We start from the raw sequence: 25021 nt of genomic DNA, 5'->3' as shown, positions 1-25021 counted from the left end.
ACCTAGGATGAAGAGGGTGAGCCCGTTCAGTGTCGACCTCCTGCGCCGCCGTCCCGATGTGGAGGCACCGGAACTGGTTGCCGTCGATGCCGCCGACCGTCTGCTCCTCGACACGGCCGCGGACCGTCTCCGTGCGGGGGGCGGCATCGCGACCGTCAACGATGCCTACGGCGCCCTCACGCTCGGCGCGGCGCAGGCGTCCGGGGTTGCCGTCCGCGCGTTCCAGGACGGCGTGGTGCACGAACGGGCCCTGGCCCTGAACGCGGCGGACCTGGGGCTGCAGGGTACCTACCGGTCCTTCCCGCTCACTGCCGCCCTGCTGGACGGCGTCACCACCGTGCTCCTGCGGCTGCCCCGATCCCTCGACGAGCTGGACGAGATCGCCGGGGCCATCGCACAGTACGCCCCACCCGATGTTCAGGTCCTCGCCGCGGGTCGGGTCAAGCACATGTCACTCTCCATGAACGCTGTGCTCGCCCGCCATTTCACGGCCGTCTCCGCGGGGCTCGCCCGCCAGAAGTCACGGGTCCTCGTCGCGTCGGGGCCGCGCCCCGGAGCCGCGTCCCCCTTCCCCCGGAGCGCGAGGTACGACGTCGGCCTCGGCGCGCCGCTGGAGCTCCGCGCCTACGGGGCGACCTTCGGCGGCGCCGCCCTCGACCCCGGGACGCAGCTGCTGCTCCCCCACCTGCGTGGCCTGACGGATCCACTGTCCGGACCGTCCCGGCCGGCGGAGGTCATCGACCTGGGGTGCGGGAACGGCGCGATCACGGCCTTCCTCGCCCTGAACGACGCCCACCTGACCGTCCATGCCACGGACCAGTCGGCGTCGGCGACCGCCTCCACGCTCGCCACGGCGGAGGCGAACGGCGTGGCGGACCAGGTGAGGGTGAGCAGGGACGACGCCCTGTCGGCGGTACCGGATGCCTCGGCGGGCGTGATCGTCCTGAATCCGCCGTTCCACATCGGCAGCACCGTCCACGCGGGCATCGCGCACCGGCTGTTCGGCGCCTGCGACCGCGTGCTGGCCCCGGGAGGCGAACTCTGGACGGTGTGGAACAGCCACCTCCGCTACCGGCCCGTCCTCGAGCGTCTCGTCGGCCCCACCCGCCAGCTCGACCGCTCCCCGCGTTTCACCGTCGCGGTGTCGACGCGCCGCTGACGCCGCGGCAACGGCAGGGCCACCGAAAACGCAAGGAGGGCCCCCGCCGACCGGCGGAGACCCTCCCTGTGCTGTGCGTCAGCGGACCGCTGACGCGCGGTGCTTACGCTCCGGTCAGCTTCTCGCGCAGTGCGGCGAGAGCCTCGTCGGAAGCGAGCGTACCCGAACCGGAGTCCGTGACGACGGGCTCGGACGAGTAGCTCGTCGAGTTCGACTCGACGGGCTCGTTCGCTGCGGCGGCGTCGTCGGACGCGTGCTGCACGACCTGCTTCTTGTGCGACTCCCAGCGGGACTGTGCCTCGGCGTACTGGGCCTCCCAGGCGGCGCGCTGCGTTTCGTAGCCCTCGAGCCATTCGTTCGACTCGGGGTCGAAGCCCTCGGGGTACTTGTAGTTGCCCTCTTCGTCGTACTCGGCGGCCATGCCGTAGAGCGCGGGGTCGAACTCGGTGCTGTCCGCGTCGACGCCCTCGTTGGCCTGCTTGAGGCTGAGGGAGATGCGGCGGCGCTCGAGGTCGATGTCGATGACCTTGACGAAGAGCTCGTCACCCACGGAGACGACCTGCTCGGCCAGTTCCACGTGGCGGACGGCCAGCTCCGAGATGTGCACGAGGCCCTCGATGCCGTCCTCGACGCGGACGAACGCGCCGAAGGGAACGAGCTTGGTGACCTTGCCCGGGACGACCTGGCCCAGGGCGTGCGTGCGGGCGAAGGTCTGCCAGGGATCTTCCTGCGTGGCCTTCAGCGAGAGGGAGACGCGCTCGCGGTCGAGATCGACCTCGAGGACCTCCACGGTGACTTCCTGACCGACCTCGACGACCTCGGAGGGGTGGTCGATGTGCTTCCAGGAGAGCTCGGAGACGTGCACGAGACCGTCGACGCCGCCGAGGTCCACGAACGCACCGAAGTTGACGATCGAGGAGACGACGCCCGGACGGACCTGGCCCTTCTCGAGCTTGTTGAGGAACGTGGAGCGCACCTCGGACTGCGTCTGCTCGAGCCACGCACGACGCGACAGCACGACGTTGTTGCGGTTCTTGTCGAGCTCGATGATCTTCGCTTCGATCTGCTGGCCGATGTACGGAGCCAGGTCGCGGACGCGACGCATCTCGACGAGGGACGCGGGCAGGAAGCCGCGCAGGCCGATGTCGAGGATGAGGCCACCCTTGACGACCTCGATGACGGTGCCGGTGACGACGCCGTCCTCTTCCTTGACCTTCTCGATGTCGCCCCAGGCACGCTCGTACTGAGCGCGCTTCTTGGAGAGGATCAGTCGGCCTTCTTTGTCTTCCTTGGTGAGCACCAGAGCCTCGACCTGATCGCCCACGGAGACGACGTCCCCGGGATCGACGTCGTGCTTGATGGACAGCTCGCGGGAAGGAATGACACCCTCGGTCTTGTAACCGATGTCGAGCAGGACCTCGTCGCGGTCGACCTTGACGACCGTACCCTCGACGAGATCTCCGTCGTTGAAGTACTTGATGGTGGCGTCGATCGCTGCGAGGAAGTCCTCAGCGGTGCCGATGTCGTTGATGGCGACGACGGGGGCACCTTGCTTCTCGGTGGTGGTGATGGTCATGTAGTTGGGGCTCCGTTGTGGATGATGACTTGCTCCGGTCATGGCGGACCCCGCGATTCCGGCTGCGCCGGGAGCGGGTTCCGATGTCCGGATGTGGACGAAATGGAAAGAACCTCGAAAGATTCAGGAGGAGTGGCGCACCCCGCGGGCGCCCGATCTTCATCGGGACCTGCCAGAGCGCACTACGCGCCTGATTAGTCTAGCCGCGGGCTCCAACACCGTCAAAGCAGCGCAGAGGCGCCGGATGGCACGCGGAACGCGCCCTCACCCGCGGCTCGGCGCCTAGAAGTGGGTGATGCAGTAGGGCTGCTGAGCCCGCCCGAAGAGGGAGTCGAGCAGGCTCACGGCGTCGTCGGCGTGGGCCGTCAGACCGCAGGCGTCCGCCAGCGTGGAGGCGCCCACTCCCCCGAGGTACAGCGAGCCGAGCGCGTTGGCCGTCAGGGTGGCGTCCGGGGCCGCGGCCGTGTCGACGGGTTCGACCTGCGCCGCGCCGTCGACGACGGTCAGCACGTAGGAGCCGTCGACGAGCCCGTGCTCGTCCACCACCTCCAGCACGAGCCGGCCGCTGCCCCGGTACGAGCGCTTCCCGAGCGCGGCCGGCACGTCGAGCAGCCGGACCCAGAGCACGTCGTCGGTGCCCTTGACCTGGTAGCAGCGCCGGTCCCGCAGCGCCCAGGGCAGGGCGTCGTCGAGCCGCGCACCGTCCCAGGTGATGCGCTCCACGAGGTCCAGGGACCCGAGGTAGCGCCACAGCTCGAGGTAGGCCGACGGCGTGGAGGCCACGAGGTCCACGATCTTCATCGTCGGGGGCTCCGAGTCCCAGCCGGCGAACCGGTAGCTGACGAACCCGGCGGGCTCCCCGGCGTCGTCGTAGTGCACGGCCATCCGCACGGCGCGGTCCTCGACGGGTCGCTCGCGGCCCCAGGCGCCCGAGGCGCGGCGCGGGTAGGCGTACTGCCGGCCCACGGAGCCGAACGTCGCTGCCTGGAAGCCCGCGAAGATCCTCTCGGCCAGGCCGATGGCGTGCTCGCGGGCCACGAGCGTCGTCGTGCCGATCCTCGGCGCCGTCACCTCGAAGCGTTCGCGCACGTCCACCTCGATGCTCTGGGTGAAGGTCGCGCAGCCGAATCCGAAGCGCCCGTAGATCGTGGCCTCCGAGGCCGTCAGGATCGCCAGCGCCAGACCCCGCTCCTTCGCCTCGCGCAGGTCCCGCATCATCAGGGAGCGGAGGATGCCGTTGCGCCGGTGGCTGGTGCGGACCGTGACAGCGGTGATCTGGTGCGCGTCGAGCTGCGCGGCTCCGACGTTGAGGGCGTGGACCATGGTGCCGTAGGTGGCCACCGGCTGGTCCGCACCGAGCGCTTCGGCGGGCTGGGCCCGGTCGTGGACGCCCCAGAGCACGCGCCGGTCGGCCTGGTATGCAGCGAGGTAGAGGGGGACGTCCTCGGGGTCGAAGGTCCCCTCGTGGAAGCCGATCCCCTCGGCGTCGAGCCACTTGGCGAAGCGCCCGTCCGGTGTGGCGTCCTCGTCGGGGCCGAGGGTGAAGGTTTCGGTCTGCAGGTCGGGTGCGTAGTGGCTCACACCTCACCACCCTAGCGGGGGCGATCCTGCCCGACCACCTGCCCCGGGCGGCCCGGCAGGCCCGGGCAGCTGGTCGGGTCGCCTAGTGCGCGGCCTCGTGCCAGGTGGCGCCGGTTCCGACCGAGACGTCGAGCGGCACGGTGAGGTCGGCGGCGCTGCCCATCTGTTCGCGGACCAGCGCCTCGACCTCCTCGGCCTCGCCCTGGGCGATCTCGAGGACCAGTTCGTCGTGCACCTGCAGCAGCATGCGCGAGGCCAGCCCCCGCGTGGTCAGGGCGTCGTCGACGCCGAGCATGGCCTTCTTGATGATGTCGGCGGCTGATCCCTGGATGGGCGCGTTGAGCGCCGCGCGCTCCGCCATCTCCCTCAGCTGGCGGTTGTCGCTGGAGAGATCGGGCAGGTAGCGGCGCCGTCCCTCGATCGTCGAGGTGAAGCCGTCCTTGCGGGCCTGCTCCACGATGCCGCGCAGGTAGTCGCGCACCGCGCCGAACCGCTCGAAGTAGTCGCGCATCAGGGTGCGCGCCTCGTCGACGGAGATGTTCAGCTGCTTGGAGAGCCCGAACGAGCTCAGTCCGTAGACGAGACCGTAGGACATGGCCTTCACCTTCGAGCGCATGGCGCTGGTCACCTGCTCGGGCGCGACCCCGAAGATGTGCGAGCCCACGAACCGGTGCAGGTCCTCGCCCTCCTGGAAGGCGGAGATGAGCCCTTCGTCGCCGGAGAGGTGCGCCATGATGCGCATCTCGATCTGCGAGTAGTCGGCCGTCATGAGGCTCTCGAACGCCTGGCCGTCGCGGCCCTGGCCGACGACGAACACCTCGCGGATGCGCCGCCCCTCGTCGGAGCGGACGGGGATGTTCTGCAGGTTCGGGTTGGTCGAGGACAGGCGCCCGGTCGCCGCGATGGTCTGCAGGTAGGTCGTGTGGATGCGACCGTCGTCGCCCGCGGCCTTCCGAAGGCCCTCCACGGTCTGGCGCAGCTTGGTGGCGTCGCGGTACGCGAGGAGCTGCTCGAGGAACGGGTGGCCCGTCTTGGTGATCAGGTCGGTGAGGGCGTCCGCGTCGGTGGAGTAGCCCGTCTTGATCTTCTTGGTCCTCGGCAGTTCGAGCTCGTCGAACAGGACCGTCTGCAGCTGCTTGGGCGAGCCGAGGTTGATCTCCTTGCCGATGATCCGGAACGCTTCGGAGCCGGCGGCGCTGATGGTCTTCGAGAAGTCGTCGTACAGCCGGTCGAGTCCGTCGAGGTCGACGGCCACACCCGTGAGCTCCATGCGGGCGAGCACCTCGGCGAGCGGCAGTTCGAGCCCGCCGAGCAGTTGGTTGGCACCCTTCTCGACGAGCTGGCCGGCGAAGTGCTCGCTGAGGCGCAGTGCGGCGTAGGCGGCGACGACGGCGGGTGATGCGACGTCGTTCCCGCCGAGGTCCAGTGCCTGCTGCCCGGAGGAGTCGTTCGCCGAGGCTGTGATGGACAGGCGCAGGTGGTACTGCGCGAGGTCGGCGAGGTCGTAGCTGCGGCGGTCGGGCTGGATGAGATACCCGGAGATCGCGGTGTCGTCCACCTCGCCGGCCAGGTGGAACCCGCGGGCGGACAGGAGCTTGAACACGGTTTTGAAGTCGTGGACGATCTTCGGGGCGTCGGTGGCGGACAGCCAGTCCCCGAGGACCTTCTCGGCCGCCGCGTCGAGCGGCTCGAGCGGGATGAACGCGGCATGAAGTCCGGTGACGACCGCGATGCCGACGACGTCAGGGGTGCCGCCCGTCGTCTCGGTCGCCAGGGCCACGGACGCCTGCGCCTGATTGGTCGAGCGGAACCACTGCGTGAGCGCCTCGGCGTCCTCGAGCAGCACGTGAGCGGGCGCGCTCTGCTCGTCGCCCTCGTCCTCGGTCTCCTCCTCGCCGAACAGGTCGAAGAGGCGCTTGCGGAGCGTGTTGAACTGCAGCGAGTCGAAGAGATCCTCCACGGCCGGGCGGTCCGGGTGCTGCGACACCATGGCGTCGAGGTCCACCGGCAGCTCGAGGTCGGTCAGGAGGCGGTTGAGGCGCCTGTTCCGCTTGACGTCGTCGATGTTGGCGCGCAGCGAGTCTCCGACTTTCCCCCCGATCTTGTCGAGGTTCTCGAGGATGCCCTCGAGCCCGCCGTACTGCTTGATCCACTTGGCGGCGGTCTTCGGCCCGACGCCGGGCACGCCGGGGAGGTTGTCGGCGCTCTCGCCCACGAGCGCGGCGAGGTCGGAGTACTGGTGGGGCGGCACGAAGTACTTCTCCTCGATGGCCTGGGCGTCCATCTGCGGGATGTTGGTCACGCCCTGCTTCGGGTACAGCACCGTCACGCGGTCGTTGACGAGCTGGAAGGCGTCGCGGTCCCCGCTCACAACCTGCACGTCCCAGTCCGCCTCGGCCGCCTGGTGGGCGAGGGTCGCCAGGATGTCGTCCGCCTCGTAGCCGTCGAGGGAGATGGTGGGGATCCGCATGGCCTCCATGACCTTGATGATCAGGTCCACCTGCCCGTGGAACTCCTCGGGCGTCTTGTTGCGGCCACCCTTGTACTCGGTGTACTCCTCCGAGCGGAAGGTCGGGGTGTCGAGGTCGAACGCCACGGCGACGTGGCTCGGCTTCTGGTCCTTGATGAGGTTGATGAGCATCGCCGTGAACCCGTAGACGGCGTTGGTGTGCTGGCCGGTGTCGGTCGAGAAGTTCTCGGCGGGCAGGGCGTAGAAGGCCCGGAAGGCCATGGAGTGACCGTCGATGACGAGGAGCCGGTTGCGTGAACCGTCGCTGCGGCGGGCCGGCACCGCCGGCGTCGACGGCGTCTCCAGCGGTGTCTCCGGAGGGGTATCGACGGTCAGGGTGGCGGGTTTGGCTGTTTGACTCACAGGTGCCAGCCTAGTTCCCATGACAGACAACCGCACCCGGACCGACGCCCCCTCCACACCTTCCGAGGACCGGCTGGCCGAACTGGTCGCCGCCGGGGTCCCCGCCGAGATGCACGGGTGGCTGGGGCGCTACGGGGTGGGCGCGCTCACCGTCAAGATGGGCATCGTCTTCACCGAGATGAGCGCGGAGCGGGTGGTCGCGACGATGCCGGTCGAGGGCAACCAGCAGGTCGCCGGCATCCTCCACGGCGGCGCGCACGTCGTGCTGGCGGAGACCCTCGGCTCCTTCGCGGCAGGGCTCCACGCGGGCCCCGGGCGGCAGGCCGTGGGGATCGAGGTGGGCGCCACCCACCATCGCAGTGCGGACTCCGGCCTCGTGACCGGCACCGCCACGGCCATCCACCTCGGCCGGACCCTCACGACCCACGAAGTGGTGATGACGGACGACCAGGGCCGCAGGCTCTCGACGGCCCGCATCACGAACATGATCCGCGACGTCCGCGGCTGATCCCGGCAGGGGCGGCGCGGGACAGCGGCGAACGGACGGGGCACGGGGGCCGCGATTGCAAGCACTGCCGTGCCCTGAGCGTCCGGTTGCCCCACTCCCGCGCCCTGCCTACCGTGGGAAAGGACGCCGGAACCGGCGCCCGACGGATCGAGCACCTCGGAACGGACCCATGGCTGACAAGAAGCTGAAGACCATCGCCGCTCTCCTCGCCGCCGGCAGCCTCTTCCTCGGCGGCTGCGACCTCGGCAACCAGGACAGCGACAACTCCGGCACCGACACCGGGAACTACGACGACAACAACGGCATCGACACCGATCTCGACGACGACGCCCGCGGGGACGACGACTAGTGGCCGGGCGCGGGCCCGCCCTGGCGCGGGCAGCACTGCGCGGAGCGGCGGTCGGTCTTCTCGGCACGGCTGCCATGACCGCGGGCGAGCTCGTGGAGCAGCGCCTCACGCACCGCCCCGACTCGCACATCCCCGGGCGGACGCTGCGCAGTCTGTTCGGCCGGCCCACCAGCAATACCGCGCTCTACCCGGGCTGGAACCATGCCATGCACTGGCTGACCGGCGCCACCCTCGGGGCGCTCAGGGGCGTCTGGTCCGTGACGGGCATCAGAGGGCCGTCCGCCACCGCGGCCCATGCGGTCGTGCGCCTCGCATTCGACCAGACGCTCGAGAACGCGACGGGAGCAGGAGCTGCCCCGCGCCTGTGGCCCTTCGGCGAGAAGGTGGTGGACTACCTGCACAAGGGCGTCTACGCGCTGGTCACGGGCCTGGTGTCCGACGCGGTCATCGCGCCGGAGTTGGAGACCGACGCGGGCGCGCACTCGCACTGAACGGGTCGGCGCGTCAGGCGTCGGCCGTCCTCGTGCCTTCCTGGATGTGCCGGCGAAGGTCGGCGGGCCGGAAGGGTTTGCGCAGGTAGCGGTCCGCTCCGGCGTCGAGCCCGCGCTTCTCGTCCGACGGGTCCGCACGCGCCGTCAGCATGACGATGAAGGTGGTGGAGAAGCGGCGGATCCTCTCGGCCACCTCGAAGCCGTCGATGTCCGGCAGTCCCACATCGAGGGTGACCACGTCCGGCATCAGGCGCCGGACCATCTCCACGCCGGCGAGCCCCGCGGGCGCCGTGTGGACGCGGAACCCCGTTCCGGTCAGCACGGTGTGCAGCAGGTCGCGGACGTCGTCGTCGTCCTCGATGACGACCGCGGTGCGGGAGTGCTCGGTGCTCAGCATGGGGCCAAGTTTACTCCGGCGCACGCCGCGTCAGCGGCCGGGGAGGCACCTAGGACTCGGGACGGACGGTCGCCTCCACCGGCTCTCCGCCGCCTGCCGGCTGCACGGTCACGGTGCGCACGATGTCCGGTACCTCGGGGAACCCGCCGATCATGAGGAGCTCGCTGGTCTGACCCGGCAGCGCTCCTCCGCTGTACTGCTCGACGAGCCCCACGACGTCGGGCGAGGACTCCCCGCCGTTCGCCGCCGCACCCCACTCTTCGATCACGGTGGACGCAGGCCTGAGCTCGAGGTCCTGGCCCTCCGGGGTGGACACCGTGATCGTCTCGAGGTCGAGCGTCGGACCGCCCTCAGGGTTCTGCACCGTGACGAGCGCGTAGGTCACCGCCTCCTCGCCCAGCTGGGTCCGCAGGCCCTCGACCTCCTCGGGCGCCTCGGCGGGCAGCACGATCTCGCCCTTCGCGGCGTCGAGGAGGAACGCGAAGGTACCGCTGTCGGCGTCGGCGAGGCCCTCGACCGAGGGGGCGTCCGACGGCGCCGCGGCCTGCTCCGTGGCGGTCTCGGCGGGGTTCGGCGTGGGTCCGGCGGGTTCGGGGCCAGTGGCGGGGTTGCCGCCGCAGCCCGTCACGAGGAGCACCAGGACGGTGGCTGACAGCACGCTCTTCTTCATGGGTCTCCCAGTGGCCGGGCGCGGGGCCGGCGCGGAGTCAGGCCCGGCTCCTGCCGGGCGCGGCAACGGTCCTTCCTGTTCTACCAAAGCAGGACGGCGCCCCGCAGGGCGGCCCGGTCCGGGGCGGAGCGTTGACAGCGGGCAGGACAGCAGGAATCAGGCGCGGTTGCGTGCGCGGCTCGGTTGCACCCTCATCGGCTCGCCGGGCATCTTGGGGAAGTCCGGCGGGAAGGGCAGCTCGCCGAGGCCGTTCTCCACGTCCCGGTCCCACCAGGCGCGCAGCACGTCGATGCTGCCGGGCTCGGCGTGGAGATGCTCCCACGGATCGCCGAGGCTGCGCAGCCGCTCGGGCACGGTGGCGATGGTGAGGGCGGCGGGGTCGACGCCGTCCAGTTCGTCCCAGGTGACGGGGCAGGACACGGGCGCGTGCGGCAGGGCCCGCGGGCTGTAGGCGCCGGCCATGGTGCGGTCCCGGTTGGCCTGGTTGTAGTCCACGAAGATGCGCGCTCCGCGCTCCTCCTTCCACCACGCCGTCGTCACGGCCTCCGGCATGCGGCGCTCGAGCTCCCGCGCCGCGGCGATGACGGCGCGCCGTACTTCGAGGAACTCGTGGGCCGGCTCGATGGGCGCGAACACGTGGAGGCCGCGGTTGCCCGAGGTCTTCACGAAGCCCACCAATCCGGCCTCACCGAGCACCGCACGGAGCTCGTGGGCGGCGGCGACGACGTCCGCGAAGGTGGTGCCGGGCTGCGGGTCGAGGTCGATGCGCAGCTCGTCGGGCAGATCGGGGGCGCCCGCCCGGGATGCCCAGGGGTGGAAGACGACGGTGTTCATCTGGATCGCCCATACGGCCGCGGCGGGTTCGTCCAGCACCAATTGGGGGTGCTGGCGGCCGCTGGGATAGGTGACCGTCACGCTGCGGACGTAGTCGGGCGCACCCTTGGGCGGGTTCTTGCTGAAGAAGTGCTCGCCGTCCACGTCCCCGCCGAAGCGCTGCAGAGAGACAGGCCGGTCCCCGTTGGCGGTCAGGAACGCCGGCGCGACGTCGAGGAGGTACCGCGCGAGGTCGAGCTTCGTCAGGCCCGCCCGGGGCCAGAGCAGGCGGGACGGACTGGAGAGGCGGACCGCCCGCGGTCCGTCCGGTGAATCGACGTCGAGGATCATCGCTTCGCTGGCCATGGGCCCAATGTACCCCGGGTGTGCGGAGCCGCGACGGGACGGCGGTTGCGCATCTGTAGCGGGTGTCGGGAGTGCGGACTCGCCGCGCCGCGAGCTTGCCGGGCCTTGAAGGCGACGACTTGAATCATGGTCGGTTCAAGAGGGGGTGCTGTCGACGGAGGGCCTTCTGGTGTGACACGAAGCGCTCATGCCGCACGCGTGAAACTGCCGGTCCAGCTCGCACCCCCGAAGCACCCGAGGTGACTTCGGCGCCAGGCCTTCAAGCGCCCTGACCGCCGCACGCTGCTTGTCATTGGTCCATGCGTACCGCTCGTGCCATCCCTCCGCAGAGAGTATTCCGATGGCAGACCGAGTGAATTTGTATCTCTCGCGAGCCTCATCAAGAGTTGCCGGTGGGTCCTTTTTTTCACGTTCCTCGTCCGTCGTCTGGTCCCAGGGAGACGCCACCCTGTAGCCTCGGCGCTCGCAGTACAGGCTCGACATGAGGGCGCTGAAGATCAGCGCGAATACGACGCCCGCTGCACTGGTCGCCGTCCACAGGACAGCGATAGTGCCGCCGTCGAGCCGGACCGTCGAGGTGCGACCATCGACCTCCGGAGCAAATGCCAGAGCCCCTGCCGCTACGACGGGCTGGGCGACCGCAACGGCTGCCAAACCGCGCAGACGAGCAACCATACGGGCCGCGACGCCGGTAAAGGACGAATGCGCAATAATTGCGCCCACTGCCGCGGCCGTCGTGATGAGCAGTGCAATGATGTTGGTGACCTGCCCCGTCGACCACGACACGTCAGCAGCCGTCGCCTGCAAGGAGAGCGCGAGCAACACCGCCGTGACAAAGCCGCAGGAAAAGACGGCGTTGGTAAGCCAGCCCTTCGAGGTGACCCTGAAATCGACCTGCGCCTGGCACAGCGAACCATTGGGGACCTCGACCGCGTGAAGGCCCACGGTCGCCGTGTGCCCTTTGACGCAGTCATTGGTGTGGAGAGGGTCGCCATCGTTTAGTCGATCCGCCAGCAGGCGCGCCCGGACGACTTCTACTCCCTCCGGAGCGGTCAGCTCGAGATGATAGCTTGCTGCGTGCTCGGCCCCCGGCACCTGAAGACGGATCCTGGTGGCCCATAACCCCAAGGCTGAGGGAAAGCCCATCCATAGTTTTCGCCCCGCCTGTTGAAACAACCATTTGGGGAAGGATCTATTGCCTACGGCGGGTCGGTCGTCGTGCGCATACAGCGTCACCGAGTGGTCCTCGTCGTCGGCTTCCAAGCTGGGCGTCATCCGCGTCCAACCCGTGGGTTCGCTGAACTCGAGGTTTATCAGCCGGTGCCGTTTTTCCGCGGGAAGGAAGACATACAGGGAAAAGTTCCGCCGGATGAGGTGGACGACAGCCCGGACGAGAAAACTGTCAGCCAGGCGCTTCAGGTCGAGAGGGACTTCAACCTTCGCAGCGTCTTTCTTACCCTCGAACAGCGCCATGGCATCCTTCGTCTGCTGGCGCGAGCCTGCTACGAGGTTGCGGATGAAGGCGCGGACCTCCTCCCGCTCCGGAAGCTCGGCGGCGACGGTTGCCGTGGCGGCCAGGAGGATCGACTCATCGAGTTGCTGCGTCAGGCGGATCCCCGGCGTCGGAAGGACGCGGCCGTCCTCGTCCGTGATCCGCATGTTGACCAGTGTGCGCCTGCGCATGAGCGATAGGGGAACGAGCCAGAACCGGTCGCCCATCTTGTCGACGACGAGCGGTGCGTACTCCGGCACGTTGAAATCCACGGTGAGTTTCCGTGTCACATTACGATCTTGATCGAAGCTGACCTTCTCCACGCGCCGGACCACCCACCGGCTGAACTGCAGTTCGGCCAGGAGCAGTCGCCGGCCGAGTTCGCCACAAAAAGGCTCCGGCAATCCGTCCCCGTTGTCGACGCGATCCTTGCTGGCGGTAAGCGCCTGATCCGTGGGGTCGAGGGCCCACTCGAAGTCGGCAGGGGTCCACCGCCGCCACCCATTCGGGCCCCATCCGTTCATCGTGAAGACCTCCATCGCCATGCGTAGTGATGCCCACTCGTGACGCCTCGCCACTTCGCACGATAACGAAGGACCGTTACAGCACCGTTACCCCTTCCATCGAAAGCCAGGCGGCAGTGACCGGGCGGTGCCTCGGCCTTGAGCGACGGCTGCCATGGAGAACGATCCGGCCCTCCTCGCGATCGCTGACATCGGGCGCGCGCACCTACCGTCCTTCCCCACAATGCATGCCCCTCGGCGGGAGTGGAAGCAAGCAGGGTCCAGCAACCCTGTAGGACGACTGTCCGGACCAATTACACGATCGGAGCCTTGACAGCGCACCGGTAGGTGCGGAGAGTCGTTGCAAGATCTGTCCCAACTCTTCAGGCACATGCTGGATTGGGGGGTACCCATGGGCAAGGATGACCGTGGCTACTTCGAACTGACCCTTCTGAAGTCGTGGCAGCTACGTCGGGGTTCCGATGTCGTGCCCGTCGCGGGCCGCCAACAAAGACTCGTGGCAGCACTGGCCCTCAACGGTCCCTGCCCACGGGGTTATCTGGTCGGTTTGTTATGGCCCGAATGCCGTGAGTCCAAGGCCCTCGAAAGCCTTCGCGTCAGCGTGCACATCCTCTCGCGGCAGGCCCCCGGCCTGTTGGTCAATGGCGGCCCCGTTCTCTCGCTCAGCGAACTCGTGGACGTCGACCTTCATAGGGTCAGAGCCCGGATCCGCGATCTCGGCCGAGCAACAACCGGCGAAAAGGGCTCCTCGCCCTTGCAGGACTTGCGGGACGCCGACCTGCTCCCAGGCTGGTACGACGACTGGGTGCTGTTCGAACAGGCCAGGTTGCGCAGGGACCGGCTGCAGGCATTTCACCTGATCGCCCGCGAGTCGTTGGCGCGGGACGATCTCCGGAGTGCCCTACAGGCTTCCGAAGCCGCCGTGGAACTGGATCCTCTGTACGAAACGGCCGTGAGGCTCCTCATCCAGACCGAGCGCCGGCAGGGCAACAATGCTGCCGCTCTCCGTGCGTTCGGGGAATACGAATCAAGGCTCAGGAAGGACACGGGCCTTATGCCTTCTGAGGAGATGCGGTGCCTCATCACCAATCTCCGGACCGCCTAGGAAGCCGCCGACGCACACTGCTTCGAACCCGGCGGGATCGGCTCGGAGGACACGGCGGCGTTTACCGGCCGGGAGCTGATTCAGGAATCCCTGGCACGGTGCAGACCAAAATTCCGTCGGGAGGAGCAGTCCGGACGCCCAGCACCGAACTTTGCTGGATACGGCATGCAGCCGCCGGCGTGAAGATTCCTGCCCTGTCTCCCTAGGATCATGATCACGTTTCAGATCGCCGCGCTCCCCCGACCTGTGGTCTGCCAGGTTCCCGCAATCGCCTTCGAACATCGGGAGCAGATGTAGTCACGACACCTCGCTGTCGAGGGACGCTCAGGCGAGGTGGTCCCCATCGCCGTGGCCGGGGTCTGCGACGGTGCGGCGGAACAGAACCGGCCATGATGTGTCGGCCAAGACCGAGCCGAGTTTCGTGCCGATGCAGAGACTGACGAAGACGATCGATGCTGAGGTAAGTGACTCCGCGTCGAAGGTCGCAAGAGCGACCAATCCGATGGTGCCAGGCACGAGGAGCAGGAACGCAGGCTGGAAAGTGATCGTGGCGGGCACTGCGAACGTCATCCGCTCGAGCAGCCGCGCCGCAACGAACAGGGCGGCTGCGGTGATTCCTGTAGCAACCGGGGACCCAACGACGGGAGTCAGCAGCGCTAGGACGGTATAGGTGGCGAGCATCACCGCGACATTGCCCGCGGTGAGACGCCAACCGGCACCGAAAGCGATACCGACCCCGAGAGCCAACGCGACCACTCCCAGCCATGACAACCAGAGGGGCGGCAGCGCATCCCAACCCTCATTGACGCCCCTCAGCGCGGTCGCTTCCCCGACGAGCGCAGCCGACCCGGAGTCGACACGAAGCCCGGTCAGCGAGCCGCCGGCGAGGATGCCGACGCTCATGAACCCGAGCATGATCAACCCGTAGGCCAGACGCGCTGAACCGGTCACGATATCAGCCGCAGTGAGCTCGAGCAGGGCGTTCGTGATGAGGGCACCGGGCACGAGGATCGCGATCGGAGCGCATACAGCGAACAATGGGACAGGCCCTGTGTCCAGCCACCCGCCGATCGTGCCCACAAGCAGGGTAGACACGAAGGTCGAAAGGAACGGCACGATGGCGGAGGCCGGGCCGAGCCGGTTCCACACGGTCGTGAGAGCACCCACCACACAACCGACCACAGCCGCGACAACGATCGCCCACCAAGGGCAGCGAAAGAGCACGGCAAGCCCGGTCGATACCAGAGCACTCCCCATGGCCCACGCGATTTCGCGATGGGGGAATTGCAGCTTCCGGATCGAGCGGATATGGGCATCAGTCGATTCGAGGGGAATGTTTCGAACGACCAAATCCTGCACAAGCCGGCTCGCTTGCGCGGACTGACGGACAGAGAGTTGGTCGGGCGCAACATTGCCCATGACCACTGACCCTCCACGATCAGCTCGACTGACGAAAACGGCGGACGGCAGCACGGCGAACGACATCGGGGCAAAAGCGCTGTTCGTGGCCCGCACCGACATTAGAGCCGTACGCACATCCGTCACGGAAAGTCCAGCATTCACGAGCAGCACCCCGAGATCGACGAGCCGGCTCTCATCGGAGGGTGCGGAGGTCGGGGAGGTTTCAGGGGACATTGTTCCTCCGCCTGAACGCTTGAAGGGTTGCGATTCTCGTCCTCCGCGACCGACGACACAGTGACCGTCTCACGAACTCTTGTCTATGGCTCTGATGCATGGCACCTCTCCAATTCGAGCCTCGAGTTCCTGCTGGCATCTCGGCGGAGCGGCCGTGGGGGGACGGCGAGGAACCTAGGAAACTGGCCCATACTACCGTCTACAATGTCCGCATGGTTCAGTTTCGGACCAGCATGGTCCCCACCGGTTCCCTGTCACGTGCGACTTCCGTCCGTCTGGCGGGCTGCGAAGAAGATGACACAGCGTCGTTCGTGGGCAACTGGCGCGAAACCAAGGACACCGTAGAACCGTCCCCCGAACCGAAACCTGATGGCAGCGCGGTGAGCACATACGCTTGTAACTGGTCCTCGGGATCGGTTGCTGAACAGGGTCGAACCGTGCACTTCACTGGTCTTGCCTCCATACGGACAGCTCGTCAGGGCATGGCCACCTGGCTCTCGGGATCCCGCACCGCGAAAATTCAGGAGGACGGCCAGCTGGCCGTATACATCCAGGACGGAAGGCAGAGCGGGAAGCTGCAAGGAAGCCGCTAGCCGAAGTTCCGCCGGGGCAATCGAACCAGCTAAGGGGAGGTCGTGTTGGATTCGAACGTTGAGGGTGTCGAACAGTCCGTTTCTACGGGGACATTGCCCGGCTGGGAGCAGGTTGATTCGCTGGTAGTTGAGTCCCATGAGCGGAACCGTACGTGCAAGGACGGCGTCGTGGCAGATTACATTCCGGTTCTTGCGCACGCTGAACCGGAACTCTTCGGCGTCTGCGTGGCGGAAGTGGACGGCGGAGTGCATGCGGCCGGCGATGTCGACGTGGAATTCTCCATCCAGTCCATCTCCAAGGCCTTCGTCTATGCTTTCGTCTGCGAGGAACTCGGGCATGCTGCCGTGGCTGATCTTGTGGGGGTGAACAACACCGGCTTGGCCTTCAACTCGGTGATTGCGATCGAACTCAACGACGGCCACCCCATGAACCCCATGGTCAACGCCGGAGCGCTGGCCACTACTGCCCTCATGCCCGGCACGACGCCTGATGAGCAGTGGGCCGCCATCCACTCGGGACTGTCCGCCTTCGCGGGCCGCGAATTGGCGCTGGATGAGGAGGTCTACCGGTCCGAGGCTGCTACCAATACCCGCAACCGTGCCATTGCCCGGCTCCTGGAAAGCTACGGCAGAATTGATCGCGATCCGCTCGAAGTCGTAGACGTCTACACCAAGCAATGCTCACTGAGGGTCAGCACCCGAGACCTCGCCATCATGGCCGCAACTCTTGCCGATGGCGGGGTCAATACGGTGACTGGGAAGCGGGTGGTCTCAGCGGAAGTATGCCGAGACACCCTTGCGATTCTTGCGGCCAACGGGCTGTACGAGAGGTCGGGCGAGTGGCTGTTCGAGATCGGGCTCCCGGGTAAGTCCGGAGTGTCCGGCGGATTGCTCACGGTGTCACCCGGCAAGGCTGGAATCGGTGCCTTCTCACCCCGGCTTGATCCTGCGGGCAACAGCGTCCGCGGCCAGCAAGCCACGGCCTATCTATCCCGGGTCCTGGGCCTGAACATTTTCGCCTCCCAGGCGTATGCACCGAGCGGAAGGCCCACGGATGTCCACTAGTACGGAGCCCTCCTCCAGCACGGATCAAAAGGCGTCCTGGGTACCCATGATCGGGCTGTTCCTCGCCCAGGTCCTCATGTCCTTCAATGTGGCCGCGCTACCGGTCTCGCTGGGCGGCATGGTCCAGGACTTCAGTGTTCCGCCAACCACTGTCAGTACCGTCATCGTCACATACGGCCTGGTGGTGGCAGCCTTGGTCATGGTGGGCGCCAAGCTCGGGCAACGCATCGGGTGGGTGGTCATCTTCCGGGCCGCGGTTGCGCTTTTCGCCGCTTCGGCATTGATGATGATATTCGCGCCCACCGTTGGTTGGGCGATCGCCGCCCAAGCCTTTGCCGGCGCTTCCGCGGCCATTATCGTTCCGTCGTTGGTGGCCCTGATCGCCGAGAACTACCACGGTTCCCAGCAGGCCACTGCCATCGGTTCACTCGGTTCAGCCCGGGCCATCTCGGGTGTCAGCGCCTTCCTCATCGGTGGCACGCTGGGAACTCTGGTGGGCTGGCGGCCCGTGTTCGGTATTGTGCTGGCGCTTGCTGTGGCGGTGTTCGGATTCAGTTTCAAGCTTCGCTCTGACCGCGGCAGCCCTGATGTGAAGATCGACGTCGTCGCTGCTGCCCTCATAGGTGGCGGTATCGTCCTGCTCACCCTCGGCTTCAACAACCTCAACGCGTGGGGGCCGCTCGCGGCAGCGGAAGGCGCGCCTTTCGATTTCCTCGGAGTATCGCCGGCACCTCTGCTGATCCTGGTCGGCGTCATCCTGGGCCAGGCATTCTTCGTGTGGACCCAACGCCGGACCAAGGACGGGAAAGTGCCGCTGGTGAGCCTGGCAGTGCTGGGGTCATCCCGTGAACGGGCCGCGGTCTATGCCATGTTCGTCGTGGTCTCCCTCGAGGCTGCTCTGAACTTCACCGTGCCCCTGTATATCCAGATCGTCCAGGGCCGCACCCCGTTCGACACTTCCCTGGCCATGATGCCTTTCAATCTGACAGTCTTCATCACAGCCACCCTCGTTGTCCGGTTCTACAAGCGGTACAGCCCGCGGACCATCGCCGTTTTCTCGTTCGTCCTTACCACGGCCGCCTTGGCGTGGCTGGCCTTGGTGGTCACCAACAACTGGGAGACTCTGCCAACCATTCTGGGACTGTTCGTCTTCGGCGTTGGACAGGGAGCCCTGGTGACCTTGGTCTTCAACGTCCTCGTGACCGCGGCGCCCAAAGAACTTGCGGGCGACGTCGGCTCGATCCGCGGCACCACCCAGAACCTTGCCTCGGCTGTTGGTACGGCGTTGGCAGGCGCGCTGCTCGTGACCATCCTGAGCCTCAACGTTGGCCAGGCAGTTCTGAACAACGTGGAACTGCCTGGGTCGCTCACGCAACAGGTCAATCTGGACAACGTCAACTTCGTCAGCAACGACGACCTCAGGGAGGTCCTCAACAACACCGGCGCCACCGAAGCGCAGGTGCAGACCGCCGTCGCCATCAACACCGACGCCAGGCTGAGGGCGCTCAAAACCGGCTTGCTGATCTTGGCGGCCGCGAGCGCCGTCGCCATCCTTCCGGCCAGCAAGCTGCCCCGGTATCGGCCACACGAAATCCCCGACCCCACAGTTGCCAAGTGATGCTGACTGCCTCAGCGTGCCTTCACTCCCCGACACCCAACGACGGTCGCCATTCGGACTGGGAGCCATTCGAAAGCTTCACTACTACTACACCCTTACACCAACAAGGAGATGCAATGAATAGTCCGCTTGCCCTGACGAACGTTACTGTGATCACCGGCGACCGTTCCGGAACTCTGATGCACGACCAGACTGTGCTGGTCGAGAGCACCGGCAAGATCGGACGAGTGGGCCCTTCCCAGGAAATAACCGTGCCCGACGGGTACAAGGTCCTCGAAGGACGGGATAAGTTCCTCCTCCCGGGCCTCATCAACGCCCACGCCCACCTATTCTCTGACGGGAAGCCTCTGCCACCAATTCTGCTGAGCGAGTCGGCGGAAAAGATGGTTGCCATCTTCATGCACAGCTTCGTAGGCAAGCGGTGGCTCAAGCGCCGCACCAAGACCAACGTGCTCACTCAGCTGGCAAGCGGTGTAACCACCATCCGCAGCCTCGGCGATCCCGGGTATGAAGCTGTTTCTGTTGGCGACGAGATCGAACGCGGCAAATACCTGGGCCCCCGAATTCTCGCATCCGGTCCACTCATGGCAGTAAGCGGCGGCCACGGGGCACCAGGCATCGCCCTGATCAGCGACAACCCTTGGGAAGCCAGGAAGAACGTGCGGATCAATCTACGCAACGGTGTAAAAGCCATCAAAATCTCAGCAACAGGCGGCGTGACCGACGCGAAAGTCGTAGGCGAAGCAGGGCGCCCTCAAATGACGGAGGAAGAGATGCTAGCCATCTGCGACGAGGCCCACAACGCTGGGGTGCTCGTGGCCGCACACGCACAGAGTCCCGAAGGTATAAGGGCTGCATTGCGTGCAGGCGTCGACACCATCGAACACGGTGCGAGCATGACAGCGGAAATCATAGAACTCTTCAAGGACAACCCCCGGTCACTGCACGGCAGCTCAGCTCTGATCCCCACCCTGCAAGCGTGTCTGCCAATCGTCAAACTTGATCCCTCAGTCACAGGCGTCAGTGAAGTGAACCAGATCAACGCCCGAATGGTTCTGGACGAAATGCTGCAGGGCATCCAGTCTGCAGTGGAGAATGAAATCACTCTTGGAATGGGAACTGATTCTGCCCTGACCTTCGTCACTCACTACAACACCTGGCGCGAGATTGACTACGTCATCCGCCATGGCGGCCTGACGCCTGCCCATGCTCTGCACGCAGCCACCCAGTCCAATGCGCGCCTACTTGGATTGGATTCCACTATCGGGAGCATCGAAGAGGGCAAGGCCGCTGATCTGCTCCTGGTCGATGGAAACCCTATGGAGGACATCCGGTCCCTATCGCGCCCGCGGGCAGTGATTGCAGCGGGAGCAATGGTAGAGGGCCTGAATATAGAGCGGTACGAGGACATCGACGCACACCTTGATTCCATCTAATCCTAAAGCCAAAGAGTAGGTATCTATGGCCAGAACACCTACACACGAGGTTCGGGTATACCTACCCGGGTCTCTGCAGAAGCGCATGTTCTTCTTTTCCTCCGGCGAGCAGGCCACTCAGGTTTCGACAGCGCTTGCCCTGGACGTACGGGAAGTAGGGGCGGGGGATCACGGAGAGAGTGACCTACTTCCTCAGAAGTGGGACACCAGGGATGGGGCATTCCCTTATTCATCCTGATTCGCGAAAAACCTCGACACATGACCGTCCCGTATGTAGTCCCACAACTCCTGCAACAAATTCCTCCTACGGAGGAAGATTTTGGTACGGTTCAGTCGTGAAAATCGGGTAGGCGAGGGTCTCGACGACGAAGGAGGACCCGCCCGCCAAATGCGCACCTTAACGCCGCGGGCATCTAGGCCGAGCACATTACACGGACAAGGTATCCGGGTCACCACGAACCGATCAGGACTTCAGGACAGGGAGACGAAAGACGCCTCGAACGAAGACGGCCATGGTGAGACGATGCGTAAAGGAAGAGAACTACTGGAAGTTGGGTCTTCGCCGGCGGTGAATCCGCCATGATGGGCGCACCGGCGGATCTCCTTGGGACCCGCAGTGCAAGGAGGATCGTATGTGGAGTGCCATCGGAGACACGCTGCCCCTCGCCATGGGGCTGACGTTGAGCCCGTTCGCGATCGTGACAGGGATCGTCCTCCTGCTCGGCAGGCAAGGCAAGGCCAAGACTGCGCTTTTCGGGCTGGGATGGTTCATCGGGATCGCCGTCCTCACTGCCATCGCGTATTGGCTCGTGGACACCGCCGAACATGTCGACGAGGAAGGGACCGAGGCAGGTGTCGATATCCTTCAACTGGCGTTCGGTGCACTCTTCTTTGTCCTCGCGATCGTGGCCTGGAGAAAGCGCCCCCGTGGTGGCGGACCGCAAAAGCCCAAGCTGCTCGACCGGCTCGACTCACTGAGCATCCTCGGCGCACTGGGTATCGGCCTTGCACAGGGGATCATCGTCATCAAAAACATCCCCCTTGCCCTCGCCGCCGGCGCAAGCCTCGGTGAGGCCGACCTCACCAGCGCCGGCGCGGTGACGGCAGTGATCGCTTTCGCGCTGATCTCCTCGCTCGGAGTCTTGATCCCCTTGCTCGCAGTAGTGTTCGCCGGGGTCCGGCTCACGCCGGCTTTGGAACAGTCACGGATATGGATCGAACGGAACATGACGGGGATTACTATCACGATTCTGGTAATTCTCGGCGCACTCTTCCTTGGACAAGGACTCGGCATCCTCGACTGACGGGGACGACGGATAGGAATCAAGGCCAACACGGGCGGTGCGTTGGTCATCGTGCACATCGAGGACCCGCGAACCGCGTCACCGCACTCCAGTCGATGCTCGACTCCCGTTGATACGACGCTGCGCCGGTGCGATCAAGTCCGGGCGTGTTAGCCGTATCCCTAGGTTGACTGTCGCGCGGTTCCATCGCTGGAAGAAACGGATAGAACGGTTCCGTCAACCACAGGACAACCGAACGACAGCCAGGCCATCATCCGACGAATCGTTCGGCGACTTAAAACGGCCAAATCAGGGGCACTAGCAAGGTCGCGACAGCACCGAACATCACGAGCAGCAGCAGGCCGAGCTTCCAATAATCGCCAAATCGATAACCGCCGGGCTCCTGCACCATGAGGTTGGCCGGAGTCGCGACCGGAGTGAGGAACGAAGCGGCCCCGGCGATCGTCAGACCCATAAGCATCGGCATGGGAGATAACTGAGCAGTCTCGGCGACGGACATCGCGATCGGCGCGACGATGAGCACTGTCGCGAGATTGCTGATGAACTGACCGAGCACCAGAACGACGACGACGATGCCCAACTGCAGGAGCAAGGGCGAAGAACCCCCGAGCCAGGAGACCAGAGTCGTTGAGATCAGCGCCGCAGCACCGCTGGTCTGGATCGCCGTCGACAGCGGGATCATCCCCGCCACTACGATGAGCGTGGTCAGCGAGATCGAGCGCTGCGCCTGCCGCACCGAGATTACCCCGGTCGCCACGAGGATCCCCGCCGCTATCATGACGACAATGGCCGCCGGAACGACGTTCACCGCCAGAAGCACGCACATTGCGACAAGCACGGCGATCGCCGCGTAGGAGCGCGCGCCGAGTTCGACCGCCTGCCGCCTTACACGTTCCGGGGCGTCCACAGACATGAGGTCGGGATGCGCGACGCGCCGGCTGAGCGCATCCCACTCTCCGCGCAGCAGAACGATGTCGCCAGCCTGCAGGTCGGCGTGCTCCAGCGCCTCACCCGACCGTGTCACCGAGACGACAACGAGGTCGCCAGACTCCGTGAGCATGCCCGGATACACCGGATCGCCGATGAATGACGACCGCGGCGGTACCACGACCTCTGTCAAACCCCGCTCGTAGCCGATAGCCGCGGTGTCCGGTGCCAAAGCGTACTCTCTTGCCAAGGTCTCGGCGTATCTGCTGAAATCGCGCGGCGCATTTTCGGGCGTGCGCTTGGGTAGCAGCGACGGACCGAGTAAGAGACAGATGAGAATTGTCCCCGTCAACAGCGGGATACCGACGAGCGCGAACTCGAAGAAGCCGAACGCGCGGCCGCCGGCCTCCACGGAAAGGTCAGAGATGAGGACATTGATGGGCGTGCCCAGCAGGGTCAGCATCGATCCGGCATGCGCGGCAAACGCGAGCGGGATCAGCATCTGCGACGGTGGTTGCTTGATACGGGTCGCGAGCATCACGGCCACGGGAAGCAGAGCCGCGACGGCTCCGTTCACCGAGATCAGCGCCGTCAGACCCGCGCTGAGCAGCATCATCGCGATGAGGACGGCAGACCGCTTCTCGCCGACACGCTTGGTCAGTTGCTGGCCGGCCCATGCCGTCACCCCGGTGGCGTCGAGCGCCTCGCTGACGACGAACAGCGCGGCAAGATACACCACGATCGGATCGCCGAATCCGGCCAGCGCCTCATCCAGGCCGACGACTCCGGCCAGGAAGAGCGCGACAGTCACGCCGATCGCGACGATGCCTGGCGGTACACGATTGCTCACGAATAGGACGACAGCCGCAATCAGAACGACAAAGGTGACCGCTATAGGGCTCATGCTTGTTCCTTCGCAACTTGTTTCTCCCACCATTGGAGGCCGAAATTGGCGAGCACGGCCGCGGCGACGCCGACGAGTGCCATCGACCCGCGCTGTAGGCCCACTTCAAGCGTCGTCCGTGCGTCTCCAAACGACGAGAGCAGTATCACGGTGGCGGTCAGCGCCGTGACACCCCAAAGCTGATTGCCTGCGAGCTGGTAAGCGACGGTAAGCACCGCGAGGCACACGAGCCCCACTATCTTGAGCCACACCGGTGCGGTTATCCCAACAGCTATTGCGACAGCGGCACCGAGCAGCGCCCCGGTCAGGTACTCCAGCGAGCCGCGCAAGGTCGTCCCGGCGGGAAGAAGGACCAGGCAGAAGACCAGCAGCGCCCAGTTCGTGCGGCCGAATCCCACGGCTTCTCCGAGCAGGAACAACGCCGCACATCCAACAGCCAGCACGCCTGCGTGCAGGACCGCCTGGGTTGTCGGCAGCGGGGTCGGATCGGGTCGGACGCCGGCCAGGTACGCGGTGATGATCATGAACGCGACCCCTATCAGGCTTCCCGCAGCGACGGGAAGGCCGCTACCAGCCGGAATGAATAGCGCATAGTACAGAACGATTGCCGGCGCCACGGCGGCGGTCGCGCTGCTGCGACAGGTGAAATACGCCTGTCCAGCAGCGGCGATCAGGATCGCGCTCACGAGCAGGGGCGGGTTCGGTCCCACCACCGCGCCCATCACCGAGAAGAGCGCGATCCACAGTCCGTCCAGGACCTGGTCGCGCACAGTGTGCGCCCGCACGCCGGAACTCATCAGAACTAGTCCGACGTACACCGCCTGAGCGAGCACCGGTCCGCTAAGCCAAAGCGCGAGAGCGACCGGAATCATCCCGGTCAGGACCAGCACCCCAGCCGACATAAGCTGTTTGGCCGTGAGCTCCACGCCTTCTAGAGTCGCATAACCGATGCGGTGGTGACAGCTTCGACCCCTGCGAGCCACGCTGAGTGAGATCTTGCGGAACTCCCATCCTTCTTCCACGGCCCCCGTCGGCAGACCAACGAGCACCCGGCTGATTGGACCAGGAGCCCGCAATTGCCTCCTTTCCTGAGGAGGCCATTTCCCTACGGCTTCGCGCATGAACGCCGACCCCGAAGGCGCTGTAGCATCCGCCCCAGCCTGCAGCGCTTCGGGCATGAGGTGCCCATAGACCTGCTCAGTCGTCCGGGTGGACGCGTGGCCGGGGCTGGGGAAATAGTGAAGATCGGCAGGCCGTCCTGAATCAACCAGGAGGTATGCGTATGGCGGAGGGCATGAATGCGCGGGATCTTCCGTAAGCCGAGCCCGGTCGGCCTTCACCGGGCATCCAGTGATGGTGACAGTACAGCTTGTCGACGATCCTCCCCCCTTGTGCGTCGTAATAAGCAGCTCATTGCTTATTCGTCGAGCCACCAAGGAAATTAGAAGATCAACCAAAGCGGGGTTCAGGCCGATCGTCCGCTTGCCGGCACCTGTGTTGTCGGGCCGATGTAGAACTGGCTCTGCCCCCTCACTCTTCCATGCCTTATTGATCATTGCTCTGGCTGGCTTCGACAGGAGGTTGATGTCCGCAACAGCCAGAGCGATGGCCTCCCACAAGGGGTTCCTGTCATGAC

General features: G+C 65.9%; 19 protein-coding genes. 9 read left to right on the top strand and 10 right to left on the bottom strand.

Features of this window, described 5'->3' with window-relative positions; translation table 11 throughout:
• The first annotated feature begins 16 nt into the window (after positions 1-16).
• Positions 17-1159, top strand: a complete 1143-nt coding sequence (locus tag AC4D2C_RS05250; protein ID WP_490913203.1) for a class I SAM-dependent methyltransferase — start codon at positions 17-19, stop codon at positions 1157-1159.
• Between the two features lie 103 nt (positions 1160-1262).
• Here AC4D2C_RS05250 and rpsA read toward each other — a convergent pair whose 3' ends face one another.
• The 3 genes from rpsA to polA form a co-directional block, all read right to left on the bottom strand.
• Positions 1263-2735 carry a 30S ribosomal protein S1 gene (gene rpsA / locus AC4D2C_RS05245; RefSeq protein ID WP_490906108.1) on the bottom strand — a complete coding sequence of 491 codons (1473 nt, stop codon included), beginning with the start codon at positions 2733-2735 and terminating at the stop codon, positions 1263-1265.
• Between the two features lie 282 nt (positions 2736-3017).
• Positions 3018-4316 carry a GNAT family N-acetyltransferase gene (locus AC4D2C_RS05240; RefSeq protein WP_490913202.1) on the bottom strand — a complete coding sequence of 433 codons (1299 nt, stop codon included), beginning with the start codon at positions 4314-4316 and terminating at the stop codon, positions 3018-3020.
• 82 nt (positions 4317-4398) lie between these two features.
• On the bottom strand, positions 4399-7209 hold the full coding sequence (gene polA / locus AC4D2C_RS05235) for a DNA polymerase I (RefSeq protein WP_490913200.1): 2811 nt from the start codon (positions 7207-7209) through the stop codon (positions 4399-4401).
• On the opposite strand from polA, the gene AC4D2C_RS05230 reads away from it, so the two are divergent.
• The 3 genes from AC4D2C_RS05230 (at position 7208) to AC4D2C_RS05220 (ending at position 8536) form a co-directional block, all read left to right on the top strand.
• Positions 7208-7696, top strand: a complete 489-nt coding sequence (locus AC4D2C_RS05230; RefSeq protein WP_490906111.1) for a hotdog fold thioesterase — start codon at positions 7208-7210, stop codon at positions 7694-7696. The two genes, polA and AC4D2C_RS05230, sit on opposite strands and share 2 nt — an antisense overlap.
• 169 nt (positions 7697-7865) lie before the next feature.
• Entirely contained in the window at positions 7866-8045 is a 180-nt protein-coding gene (locus tag AC4D2C_RS05225) for a hypothetical protein (RefSeq protein ID WP_490913198.1), read from the top strand.
• Entirely contained in the window at positions 8045-8536 is a 492-nt protein-coding gene (locus tag AC4D2C_RS05220; RefSeq protein WP_490913197.1) for a hypothetical protein, read from the top strand. Before AC4D2C_RS05225 ends, AC4D2C_RS05220 begins: the two co-directional genes overlap by 1 nt.
• 13 nt (positions 8537-8549) lie before the next feature.
• On the opposite strand, the gene AC4D2C_RS05215 is transcribed toward AC4D2C_RS05220, so the two are convergent.
• From AC4D2C_RS05215 to AC4D2C_RS05200, 4 genes are all read right to left on the bottom strand, one after another.
• Positions 8550-8933, bottom strand: coding sequence for a response regulator transcription factor (locus AC4D2C_RS05215; RefSeq protein ID WP_490906114.1), 384 nt, complete (start codon positions 8931-8933; stop codon positions 8550-8552).
• Positions 8934-8982: 49 nt separating this feature from the next.
• Positions 8983-9603: a hypothetical protein gene (locus AC4D2C_RS05210; RefSeq protein ID WP_490913195.1), complete on the bottom strand. Its 621-nt coding sequence runs from the start codon at positions 9601-9603 to the stop codon at positions 8983-8985.
• A gap of 156 nt (positions 9604-9759) precedes the next feature.
• Positions 9760-10782, bottom strand: a complete 1023-nt coding sequence (gene ligD, locus AC4D2C_RS05205) for a non-homologous end-joining DNA ligase (RefSeq protein WP_490906116.1) — start codon at positions 10780-10782, stop codon at positions 9760-9762.
• A 135-nt stretch (positions 10783-10917) separates the two neighbouring features.
• A complete protein-coding gene (locus tag AC4D2C_RS05200) occupies positions 10918-12819 on the bottom strand; it encodes a hypothetical protein (protein WP_490913194.1) in 1902 nt (633 codons plus the stop codon).
• 370 nt (positions 12820-13189) lie between these two features.
• Here AC4D2C_RS05200 and AC4D2C_RS05195 point away from each other — a divergent pair, with 370 nt between their 5' ends.
• Positions 13190-13903: an AfsR/SARP family transcriptional regulator gene (locus AC4D2C_RS05195; RefSeq protein WP_490913192.1), complete on the top strand. Its 714-nt coding sequence runs from the start codon at positions 13190-13192 to the stop codon at positions 13901-13903.
• Between the two features lie 324 nt (positions 13904-14227).
• Here AC4D2C_RS05195 and AC4D2C_RS05190 read toward each other — a convergent pair whose 3' ends face one another.
• Complete coding sequence (locus AC4D2C_RS05190; RefSeq protein WP_490913190.1) at positions 14228-15538, bottom strand: threonine/serine exporter family protein; 1311 nt, start codon at positions 15536-15538, stop codon at positions 14228-14230.
• 635 nt (positions 15539-16173) lie between these two features.
• Here AC4D2C_RS05190 and glsA point away from each other — a divergent pair.
• From glsA to AC4D2C_RS05170, 4 genes are all read left to right on the top strand, one after another.
• Positions 16174-17196 carry a glutaminase A gene (gene glsA / locus AC4D2C_RS05185; protein ID WP_490913188.1) on the top strand — a complete coding sequence of 341 codons (1023 nt, stop codon included), beginning with the start codon at positions 16174-16176 and terminating at the stop codon, positions 17194-17196.
• A 46-nt stretch (positions 17197-17242) separates the two neighbouring features.
• Positions 17243-18814, top strand: a complete 1572-nt coding sequence (locus AC4D2C_RS05180) for an MFS transporter (RefSeq protein ID WP_490913187.1) — start codon at positions 17243-17245, stop codon at positions 18812-18814.
• A gap of 116 nt (positions 18815-18930) precedes the next feature.
• Entirely contained in the window at positions 18931-20250 is a 1320-nt protein-coding gene (locus AC4D2C_RS05175; RefSeq protein WP_490913186.1) for an amidohydrolase family protein, read from the top strand.
• A gap of 632 nt (positions 20251-20882) precedes the next feature.
• Positions 20883-21554: a GAP family protein gene (locus tag AC4D2C_RS05170; protein WP_490913184.1), complete on the top strand. Its 672-nt coding sequence runs from the start codon at positions 20883-20885 to the stop codon at positions 21552-21554.
• Between the two features lie 274 nt (positions 21555-21828).
• Here AC4D2C_RS05170 and AC4D2C_RS05165 read toward each other — a convergent pair whose 3' ends face one another.
• Positions 21829-23385, bottom strand: a complete 1557-nt coding sequence (locus AC4D2C_RS05165; protein ID WP_490913182.1) for an SLC13 family permease — start codon at positions 23383-23385, stop codon at positions 21829-21831.
• On the bottom strand, positions 23382-24311 hold the full coding sequence (locus tag AC4D2C_RS05160; protein ID WP_490913181.1) for an FUSC family protein: 930 nt from the start codon (positions 24309-24311) through the stop codon (positions 23382-23384). Before AC4D2C_RS05160 ends, AC4D2C_RS05165 begins: the two co-directional genes overlap by 4 nt.
• Positions 24312-25021: the final 710 nt, after the last annotated feature.

The organism is Arthrobacter sp. TJ-240 (genome assembly GCF_058269195.1).
Note: the sequence above shows the minus strand (reverse complement) of the source record. Positions and strands in the feature narration are given on the sequence as shown.